Source organism: Intrasporangium sp. (genome assembly GCF_039812505.1).
GTDB lineage: Bacteria > Actinomycetota > Actinomycetes > Actinomycetales > Dermatophilaceae > Intrasporangium_A.
Window position 1 is genome coordinate 42215 of record NZ_JBDIAQ010000009.1, and the last position, 9499, is coordinate 51713.

Annotated in this window: 9 protein-coding genes; 5 read left to right on the forward strand and 4 right to left on the reverse strand. The window is 73.0% G+C overall.

The genetic code is table 11. The features are described 5' to 3' along the window. Window positions 1-4: 4 nt before the first annotated feature. Window positions 5-766 (reverse strand): 3-oxoacyl-ACP reductase FabG, encoded by a 762-nt coding sequence (gene fabG, locus WMI84_RS02735; protein WP_347350472.1) that lies wholly within the window; start codon window positions 764-766, stop codon window positions 5-7. A gap of 231 nt (window positions 767-997) precedes the next feature. On the opposite strand from fabG, the gene WMI84_RS02740 reads away from it, so the two are divergent. From WMI84_RS02740 to WMI84_RS02750, 3 genes are all read left to right on the forward strand, one after another. Then, window positions 998-1627, forward strand: a complete 630-nt coding sequence (locus WMI84_RS02740; RefSeq protein WP_347350473.1) for a TetR/AcrR family transcriptional regulator — start codon at window positions 998-1000, stop codon at window positions 1625-1627. Between the two features lie 40 nt (window positions 1628-1667). Then, complete coding sequence (locus tag WMI84_RS02745) at window positions 1668-2480, forward strand: hypothetical protein (RefSeq protein ID WP_347350474.1); 813 nt, start codon at window positions 1668-1670, stop codon at window positions 2478-2480. A 144-nt stretch (window positions 2481-2624) separates the two neighbouring features. Next, a complete protein-coding gene (locus tag WMI84_RS02750) occupies window positions 2625-4163 on the forward strand; it encodes an ATP-dependent DNA ligase (RefSeq protein ID WP_347350475.1) in 1539 nt (512 codons plus the stop codon). Between the two features lie 204 nt (window positions 4164-4367). Here WMI84_RS02750 and WMI84_RS02755 read toward each other — a convergent pair whose 3' ends face one another. After that, a complete protein-coding gene (locus tag WMI84_RS02755) occupies window positions 4368-5633 on the reverse strand; it encodes an FAD-dependent oxidoreductase (protein ID WP_347350476.1) in 1266 nt (421 codons plus the stop codon). Window positions 5634-5773: 140 nt separating this feature from the next. Here WMI84_RS02755 and WMI84_RS02760 point away from each other — a divergent pair, with 140 nt between their 5' ends. Continuing rightward, on the forward strand, window positions 5774-7366 hold the full coding sequence (locus tag WMI84_RS02760) for a helix-turn-helix domain-containing protein (protein ID WP_347350477.1): 1593 nt from the start codon (window positions 5774-5776) through the stop codon (window positions 7364-7366). Window positions 7367-7435: 69 nt separating this feature from the next. Here WMI84_RS02760 and WMI84_RS02765 read toward each other — a convergent pair whose 3' ends face one another. Then, window positions 7436-7624, reverse strand: a complete 189-nt coding sequence (locus WMI84_RS02765; RefSeq protein WP_347350478.1) for a BldC family transcriptional regulator — start codon at window positions 7622-7624, stop codon at window positions 7436-7438. 331 nt (window positions 7625-7955) lie between these two features. On the opposite strand from WMI84_RS02765, the gene WMI84_RS02770 reads away from it, so the two are divergent. After that, window positions 7956-8147: a DUF3073 domain-containing protein gene (locus WMI84_RS02770; RefSeq protein WP_347350479.1), complete on the forward strand. Its 192-nt coding sequence runs from the start codon at window positions 7956-7958 to the stop codon at window positions 8145-8147. 72 nt (window positions 8148-8219) lie between these two features. Here WMI84_RS02770 and purM read toward each other — a convergent pair whose 3' ends face one another. Next, on the reverse strand, window positions 8220-9344 hold the full coding sequence (purM, locus tag WMI84_RS02775; protein ID WP_347350480.1) for a phosphoribosylformylglycinamidine cyclo-ligase: 1125 nt from the start codon (window positions 9342-9344) through the stop codon (window positions 8220-8222). Between the last annotated feature and the right edge of the window lie 155 nt (window positions 9345-9499).

A 9499-nucleotide genomic window follows, 5' to 3' on the forward strand; every position in this document is an offset into this window, starting at 1 on the left:
CCGCTCAGCCCTTCGGCCCCCCGGCGACGTAGATGACCTGGCCTGAGACGAAGCCGGCCTCCTCGCTGGTCAGGAACGCGGCGACCGCCGCGATGTCCTCGGGCTGCCCGACCCGCTGGACCGGGATCTCCTTGGCGCTGTAGGCGATGAAGTCCTCGAAGGACACGCCGAGGCGCTCCGCGGTGGCCCTGGTCATGTCGGTCTGGATGAAGCCAGGGGCGATCGCGTTGGCGGTCACGCCGAACTTGCCGAGCTCGATGGCGAGGGTCTTCGTGAAGCCCTGCATACCGGCCTTGGCGGCCGAGTAGTTGACCTGGCCGCGGTTGCCGAGCGCCGAGGTGGAGGAGAGGTTGACGATGCGGCCCCACTTCGCCTTGGTCATGTACGCCTGGGCGGCCCGGGTCATCAGGAACGAGCCGCGCAGGTGGACCCCGAGGACGGCGTCCCAGTCGCCGACGGTCATCTTGAAGATGAGGTTGTCACGGGTGATGCCCGCGTTGTTGACCAGGATCGTGGGGTCGCCGAGCTCGCTGGCGACCCGCTCGACCGCGGTCTGCACGGCCGCCTCGTCGGCGACGTCGACGCCCACGGCGACCGCCCGGCCGCCGATGCTGGTGATCGCCTCGACCGTTGTCGCGCAGGCGGGCTCGTCGAGGTCGAGGACCGCCACGGCATGCCCCTCCCCGGCCAGCCGCCTGGCGACGGCCGCACCGATGCCGCGAGCGGCGCCGGTGACGATGGCGGTGCGGGGGGTCTGTGCGTTCACTGCTGCTCCTCGGTGTCGGTGACTTGGGTATGCCGCTCGCTCGCGTCCGGCTCGCCGGCCCGGTGCCCGCCCGTCGAGCGGTGCGTCGGGGTGCCGGGTCTCGCGTGGCGGCACGGCCGTCGCACCGGCGTGGACCATTGCCCAGGACATGAGCGCTTGCTTACCATGACGAGTCGGCACGTGGTTCGTCAAGTCGGTGTGGGCCACGTCATCCCCGGGAAGGAGAGCGCGGTGCAGCAGTCCAGTGCGGTGCAGCAGCGCAGTGCGGCGCAGCGCCCCGGTGCAGCCGAGCCGACACCTGCGCAGCAGCGGATCCTCGACGCGGCGGCGCGGTGCTTCGGCGAGCGCGGCTTCCACGGCACCACGACCCGCGACATCGCCCGGCAGGCCCAGCTGTCCGCCGCCGTGCTCTACGTCCACTACCCGACCAAGGAGGACGTCCTCTACGAGATCTCCCGGGCCGGCCACGTGGCCGCCCTCGAGGTCCTGTGCGCGGCCGCAGCCCGGGGGACGACGGCGACGGAGCGGCTCGGCGGCATGGCCCACGACTTCGCACTGTGGCACGCCCGCAGCCACGCCGTCGCGCGGGTCGTCAACTACGAGCTCGGCGCGCTGACCCCGGAGCACCACGAGCAGATAGCAGTCCTGCGCCGGCAGATGGAGCAGGCCACCCGGGACGTGCTCGAGTCGGGGGTGCTCACCGGGGAGTTCGCCGTCGAGAACCCCGCCCTGACGGCGCTCGCGGTGCTGAGCCTCGCCGTCGACCTCGGCCGCTGGTTCCGGGCCTCCGGCGCGTGGCAGCCCGAGCACGTGGCCGCGCACTACCGCGAGCTCGCCCTGCGGATGGTCCGCTCCCGCTGACCCCCAGCCGACGCGCAGCCTCGAAGGCCAGTATTGCGGCATGGGTGCGTACGCGGCTGCGCTCGCGGGCATGCTCCTCTACGGGGTCGCCTCCGTCGCCCAGGCGTATGCCGCCGGGCGGGCCAGCGGCGCGGCCGTGCTGCGCCACCCCGCCTACGTCGCCGGACTCGGCTGTGACCTGCTCGCCTGGGTCGCCTCGCTCGTGGCGCTCGCGGTACTGCCGCTCTTCGTCGTCCAGTCCCTGCTCGCCGGGTCGCTCGCGGTGACGGTCGTGCTGTCCCGGCTCGTCCTCGGCACCCGGTTCGGCCCGTCGGCCCGGGTCGCGACGGTCGCCGTCGTGGTCGGCCTCGGGTGCGTGTCGTGGTCGGCGGGGACGGAGTCGAGCCGGCCCGTGCCGGAGTGGTTCACCGCTGCCCTGCTGACGCTCCTGGTGGGCGTCGCCCTCGCCGGGGTCGCCCTCTACCCGCACGGCGGCTCAACCCGGCTCGCGACGCTCGCCGCGCTCGCCTTCTCCGGCGCGGCGATGGGCGCGCGCGCGGTCACCTTCGACGAGGCGAGCCGGCCGGCGGTGCTGCGCGACCCCATCGCGTGGACGATCCTGGCCTTCGGTGCCCTCGGCGCGATCCTCTACGCCCGGTCCCTGGAGCGCGGTGAGGTCGGGCCCGCGACGGCCGTGCTATGGGTGGTCGAGGTCGTCATGCCGGGTGTCGTCGGCGTGCTCGCGCTGGGTGACACCGTGCGGCCGGGCACCGCGGGCCTGGCCGTGCTCGGGGTCGGCCTTGCGGTCGCCGGAACCGTCGCCCTCGCACAGCAGCCGGTCCACGGCGGTACCGATCCGGTGCGGTCGGGGTGAGCGGGTGGCGGGAACGACGTGGATCTGCCGCCGGCACCCCGCCGCCGTCCTCTCGCACTTCCTCCGGCCCGCACCACAGGCCTGACACACCACCACCCGTCGCCAGGGGTGAGCCCTGTCGGCGTTCGTTGCCACAATCGGAGGGTGTTGCTCTCCGAGCTCGTCGCGACCTCGCGCGCCGTCACCGCGACCCCGTCACGCACCGCCAAGGTCGAGCAGCTGGCGGCGACCCTGCGCAGGGCGGCGGCCGAGCAGCCGGGCCGCGTCGACACCGTCGTGACCTACCTGTCCGGCTCGCTCCCCCAGCGCCGCACCGGAGTGTCCTGGCGCAGCCTGGTCGGGCTGCCGGCGCCGGCCGAACAGGCCACCCTCACGGTCGCCGACGTCGACGCCGCCGCCGAGCAACTGGCACTGGCCTCCGGATCCGGGTCTGCTGCTGCCCGGACCCGACTCGTGCAGCAGCTGTTCTCCCGGGCGACCGCAGACGAGCAGGCCTGGCTCCGGGCGGTCTTCGTCGGCGAGGCCCGGCAGGGTGCCGCAGACGGCATCATGCTGCAGGCGATCGCGACGGCCGCGGCCGTGCCCGACGGCGCGGTCCGCCGGGCCGTCATGCTCGCCGGTCGCACCGGACCGGTCGCGGTAGCGGCCCTGACGGGCGGCACCGTCGCCCTCGATGCCATCGGGCTGGAGGTCGGCCGGCCGCTGCGGCCCATGCTCGCCGCCGCGGCGCCCGACGTCGCGACCGCCCTCGCCACGCTGGGCCGCGAGGTGGCCCTCGAGGCCAAGCTGGACGGCATCCGGCTGCAGGCCCATCTCGACGACGGTGCCGTGGGCCTTTTCACGCGCACGCTCGAGAACGTCACGAACCGCCTCCCCGAGGTCGTCGACCTGGTCCGCAGGCTGCCGGTGCGACGAGCCGTGCTGGACGGCGAGGTGATCGCGCTCGGCGGCGACGGCCGGCCGCTCCCGTTCCAGGTCACCGGGGCCCGCACCGCCTCGAGCGCCGACCCGGAGCGGATGCGCGCCGAGGTGCCGCTGACGGTCCGCTTCTTCGACCTGCTGCACGTCGACGGCGTCGACCTCGTCGACCGTCCGCTCGAGGAGCGGTGGGCCCGGCTCGCCGCGGCCGCACCGGCCGGGCAGCTCGTGGCCCGCGTCACGACGGACGACCTGGCGAAGGCCCAGGGCTTCTTCGCCGAGGTCGTCGCTGCCGGCCACGAGGGAGTCGTCGTCAAGGACCTGCACCGTCCCTACGCGGCCGGGCGACGGAGCCCGGGGTGGGTCAAGGTCAAGCCCCGGCACACCCTCGACCTGGTGGTCCTGGCCGTCGAGTGGGGCAGCGGCCGGCGTCGGGGCTGGCTCTCCAACATCCACCTCGGCGCCCGGGACGCCGATACCGGCGGGCTGGTCATGCTCGGCAAGACGTTCAAGGGCATGACCGACGAGATGCTGCGGTGGCAGACCGCACGGTTTCGCCGGCTCGCCGTCGGCGACCCCGACGCGAGCCGGGTCGTGCGGCTGCGCCCGGAGCAGGTGGTCGAGGTGGCCTTCGACGGCGTGCAGCGGTCCCCGCGCTATCCGGGGGGTCTGGCGCTGCGGTTCGCCCGGGTGCTGCGCTACCGCGACGACAAGCCGGTCGACCAGGTCGACACGATACAGAGCCTGCGTCAGCTCCTGTCCTGATCCTCGGCTGTGCCGTCGCTCGTGACGACGGCCCCCGGCCGCGGCCGCCGCCGTGCCGCGGGCGTTGTGCGTGGTTGTGGTCGCCAGGGCAACCACAACCACGCACAGACCCGAGTCGCGGGACCCGGCTGTGCCCTCAGCGGGACGGCAAAGGGCCCGGGGCACCCAACGGTCCCCGGGCCCTCGAGCCAGGCTTGAGCCAGGTCAGCGCAGCGGGTTGAACGGGCGCAGCGCCTCCGGCACGGTGCCGGTGACCATCTGCTCGGCGAGCAGGCGGCCGGTGGCCGGGCCGAGCGTGATGCCCCACATGCCGTGCCCGCCGGCCACGAACACCCGCGGCGAGCGGGTCATGCCGATCAGGGCCAGGCCGTCGGTGGTGCACGGCCGGGAGCCGACCCACTCGTCCTGGCGGTGGTCCAGGTCGGCGCCGGTCAGCAGCGGCCGGGCCGCCTCCACGATCGCCTTGATCCGGCGCCCGTCGAGCGGAGCCTCGGGCTTGCGGAACTCCATCATCCCGGCGACGCGCAGCCGACCCTCGAGCGGGGTGCAGGCCACCCGCGCAGCGGGGAAGTAGACCGGGCCGTTGGGCACGTGCTCGATCGCGACGCTGAACGAGTAGCCGCGGCCGGCCTGCACGACGCGCTTGACGCCGAACTCGCGGGCGAGCTTGCCGAGCCAGGCACCGGTGGCGACGACCGCGGCGTCGAACTCCTCGACGCTGCCCTCGGCGGTCTTGACGACCACACCGTGGCCGGTGTCGCGGATGTCGCTGACGGTGGCCCCGGACAGGATCTTGCCGCCACGGTGCGCTACGGATGCGGCGAGCGCGTGGACGAACTCGCCGGGGTTGATGTACCGCTGGTCGTGCAGGACGATCGCGGCGCCGATCGCGTCGGAGAGGGCCGGCTCGATGGCGCGGGCCTCGTCACCGGTCAGGACGCTGTACTCCATCGGCTGGCCGGCCGCGTGGATGTGCTCGATCTCCTCGAGGAGCGTCTCGCGCTCCTGCGCGGTGCGGTATGCCGCGGTGAACGACTTCGCCTCGTGGGTGTGCGCCTCGACGCCCCCGGCCTCGAGCAGGTCGAAGCTCTCGAGCGACATGCTGTTGATCGGCACGAGCTGGGTCATGGCGCGCTTCCAGGCCTTCATCGTGCTCTTGCGCGTGAAGCCGGCCACGAACTTGAGGAAGTTCGGGTCCGCGCTCGGCGGCACGTAGACCGGGGAGTTCGGGCTCAGCAGCGCCCGCAGGCCGGACTTCAGGACGGCCGGCTCGGGAAGCGGCGTGGCGATGCCCGGGGTGAGCCAGCCGGCGTTGCCCCAGGACGAGCCGGCCGCGACACCCTCACGGTCGATGACGGTGACCTCGACGTCGTGCTCCTGAAGGAACCACGCGGTGGCGAGGCCGACCATCCCGGCACCGACGACGACGACACGGTGGGGGGCTGGCAGACCTGACGGGGTGATGGCCATTTGCAACACTGCTCTCTGACGGATGACTTGGGGGATGACTCCATCGTCCCGCTTCCCGGCCGCAACCCCATGGTGCCACGACACCAAAGTGCTCTCGGATCGTCGTTCGCTCACGACAATGCATACGTCACAATGCCGGTATGTCGCCCAGCTCACCCCAGTCCGCGCGCGGCCTGTCCGTGGCCGACCTCGTGGGAACGCTCGGCGGCGGCCTGCTGCGGGTCGTCGTCGACTCGCCGCGCCGCCTCGTCGAGGACATCACCGTGGCCGAGCCGGCCCAGCAGGTCTTCGGCCAGGCGGGCGACCTCGTGCTCGGCATCGGCGCAGACCGCGCGCAGGCCGCGGCCGACCTGGTTACCCGGGCCGGTGCCGGCGGTGCCGCCGCGGTGGTGCTCCGGCACACCACCGCGCGCAGCCGGGAGGTCCGCTCGGCGGCCAAGCGCCACCACGTCGGCCTGGTGGAGCTGTCCGACCAGGCCTCCTGGGCACACGTCGTGTGGCTGCTGCGCGGCGTGCTCGACCGGGCCGCCGGGCCCGGTGGCGAGGTGACCGGGACCGGCCCGATCCACGACGAGCTGTTCTCGCTGGCCGATGCGTGCGCGACGCTGCTCGACGCGCCGGTGACGATCGAGGACCCCCAGTCGCGGGTGCTGGCCTACTCCTCGCGCCAGGACGTGGCCGACCCCATCCGGGTCTCGACGATCGTCGGACGCAAGGTCCCCGACGCTGTGCTGACCAGCCTGCGGGGTCGCGGTGTGTTCCGTCGGCTGGCCCGCTCGGCCGACCCGTTCTTCGTCCCGGCCGCGCCGGACGGCTCGCTGCGCCCACGTCTGGTAATCCCGGTCCGGGCCGGCACCGAGTGGCTCGGCTCCATCTGGGCCGTCGTCGACGAGCCCCCGCCTACCGACGTGCTCAGGTCTCTGACCCAGACCGCCTCCGTCGTCGCGTTGCACCTGCTGCGGTTGCGCTCGGAGGCAGACGTGGCTCGCCGCCTCAGCGCCGACCGGCTCCGGGCCGTGCTGTCCGGCGACGTGGCCGGCGCCGACCAGTGGCTGCCCCCGGGGCCGTGGCGCGTGGTCGCCCTGGACGCCCGGCGGGAGGGCGACGACACCGGCGTCCCCCTGGACCTCTGGGAGTCGGCCTTCCGGCGCGCCTCGTGGCGTCAGCCGCTGGCGGCGGCCATCGACGATACGGCCGTCGCCCTCGTGCGCGACCCGGAAGGGTCGGATCAGCACCAGTCGCCGGAGCCGGCCACCTGGTCGTGGCTGGTCGACCTCGCCGAGCGCCTGTCCGGCGACCACCCGACGGCCCGAGCCGGCGCCGGCGGCCTGGTCAGCCGCCCACAGGGCCTGGCCCGGTCTCGCGCCGAGGCGGTGGAGACGCTGCGCGCACTCGGCAGCGGCCGCCTGCCCGGCCCCACGGCCACCGTGGAACAGGCCTGGGCGCCCGTCACGGTCGACCGAGCGGTCAGCGGCATACGGTCTCATGGGTTGCTCGGCCCAGTGGTGACGCTGCGGTCACACGACAACGAGCACGGCACCGACTATGCACGGACTCTCGCGGCATGGCTCGACCACCCCGGTGACCCGCGTTCCGCGGCAGCGCGTCTGCACGTGCACCCCAACACGTTGCGCTACCGACTGAACCGGCTCACCGAGGTCGTCGATATCCATCTGGAGGACCCGGACGTGCGGCTGGCCATACGTCTCCAACTACGTGCCCTGGGGCACTGAGCAGCCAAGCATGGCGCTCAGGCCCTGGACCCGTCTTTGCAGCCCGGCCACCCACCGGGATCCCTGCGGCTACAGGTCTGCCAGTAGCCCTCGTACCTCGGACTCCCTGTACCGGCGATGCCCGCCGAGAGTTCGGATGGACGTCAGCTTGCCCGCCTTCGCCCACCTCGTCACGGTTTTCGGATCGACCCGGAACAGTGCTGCCACCTCGGCGGGCGTCAGCAGCTTGTCCGCTTCCCTTGGTTCTTGTGTCGTCATCTAGTGTTTCCCCCACCTGCCGCATGCGCGGCGACACAAACATGGCCCCCACTCTGGGTCCATGCCTTCAGCCTACGTTGGATAAGGGCCCAGGAGGGGCACATTCCGCGAATAGGACGGATCGTGCCGGCTCAGCCCCCACCTGTGACTCTATGACGGCCGTCGTGCCGCGCCCGGCCGGAGGCACGGGGACAGCGAAACCCGGCGTACTCATGTAGCGTTAGCACCACGAGAACACACACATTCCCGGGGCCGCTACGCGGAGCATCGGAGGGCGGTTGCCCTTCGAGGTGCGATGCCGCCTCGGCACGACGCACGAGGGGGTCACGCCATGGGGCGCGGCCGAGCCAAAGCCAAGCAGACCAAGGTCGCACGGCAGCTCAAGTACTACACACCTGACACGGACTTGAGCGCGCTTGAGCGAGAGCTGCACAAGGCGTCCGAAGTGGACCACGAGGATCCCCCGCGGGTCGACACGGACGACTACGACGACTACGGGAAGTGGGCCTCGGGCGAGCGTTGAGCCCGCCCCACCCTCGTCCAGCACACCTCGTGCGTCGGGCCGGCCCGACGCAGCGGTCGGTCGCACCCACGCTCAGGCGGGGTGGGAGCCGACCAGCCGGACGCCGCCACCGGCGACGCCCTTGGCGCCGCGGACCAGCTCGACGTCCGGGGCAACCGCCGTCGTGCCCCCGGTGGTGACCTCCCCGAGCCGCCAGGCCGGTATGCCGCCGGCTGCGCTCAGCTCGCACACGCGGTCGGCGTGGTCGGTCGGCAGGACGACCACGAAGCCGACGCCCTGGTTCAGCGTCCGCTCCAGGTCGGCCTGCGGCACGCGTCCGAGCGTCTGGACGGTCCGGAACACGGCCGGCGGGCGCCAGGTCGCCCGATCCAGCGTTGCCAACGTGCCGGCCGGCAGGACCCTGGCGAGGTTGGCGGCCAGCCCGCCGCCGGTCACGTGGGACAGGGCGTGGATCTCGAGGCCGGGCGTGCCGAGGAGCCCCAGCAGCGCCTTGGTGTAGAGCCGGGTCGGCTCGAGCAGCTCCTCACCGAGCGTTCGTCCGAACTCGGCGACGTGCCGGTCGAGCCGCCAGCCCGCTGACGCGACGACGTGGCGCACGAGGCTGTAGCCGTTGCTGTGCAGACCGCTGCTGGCCAGGGCGACGACCGCATCGCCCGGCACGACCCGGTGCGGACCGAGGATCGCGTCGTGCTCGACGACGCCCGTGGCGGCGCCGGCCAGGTCGTACTCGTCGGGAGCCAGCAGCCCGGGGTGCTCGGCCGTCTCGCCGCCGACAAGGGCGACCCCGGCCTGCTCACAGGCCCGGGCGATCCCCTCGACGACGGCCGCGACCCGCTCGGGCACGACCTTGCCGGTGGCGATGTAGTCGGTCATGAACAGCGGCTCGGCGCCGCAGACGACGATGTCGTCGACGACCATGCCGACCAGGTCGAAGCCGATCGTGTCGTGCTTGTCGAGGGCCTGGGCGATGGCGACCTTGGTGCCGACGCCGTCGGTGCTCGTCGCCAGGACCGGACGGGTCATCCGGGCGAGCGCACTGGCGTCGAACATGCCGGCGAAACCGCCCAGACCACCGAGCACCTCGGGCCGCGTGGCCCGGCGCACCGCGTCCTTCATCAGCTCGACCGCCCGGTCGCCGGCCTCGACGTCGACTCCGGCGGCGGCATACGTGATCGGCGCGTCGGGCTCGTTGGTCACCGGCCCAGCCTAGCGAGCGCCTGTACCCATCGAGAGTGCACGCCTGCCCGATCGAGCGTGCACCCCTGCCGATCGAGGGTGCACCCCTGCCGATCGAGCAAACGGGGCCTTCGGCCGTCGTGGGGTGGGGTAAGTGTGGTTCGGCGGCGCGGTTG

Bases quoted from the DNA above. Each gene is read 5' to 3' on its own strand.
- WMI84_RS02745 (WP_347350474.1), top strand. From the start codon at position 1,668: ATGGGTGCGTACGCGGCTGCGCTCGCGGGCATGCTCCTCTACGGGGTC.
- WMI84_RS02755 (WP_347350476.1), bottom strand. From the start codon at position 5,633: ATGGCCATCACCCCGTCAGGTCTGCCAGCCCCCCACCGTGTCGTCGTC.
- WMI84_RS02760 (WP_347350477.1), top strand. From the start codon at position 5,774: ATGTCGCCCAGCTCACCCCAGTCCGCGCGCGGCCTGTCCGTGGCCGAC.
- WMI84_RS02765 (WP_347350478.1), bottom strand. From the start codon at position 7,624: ATGACGACACAAGAACCAAGGGAAGCGGACAAGCTGCTGACGCCCGCC.
- WMI84_RS02770 (WP_347350479.1), top strand. From the start codon at position 7,956: ATGGGGCGCGGCCGAGCCAAAGCCAAGCAGACCAAGGTCGCACGGCAG.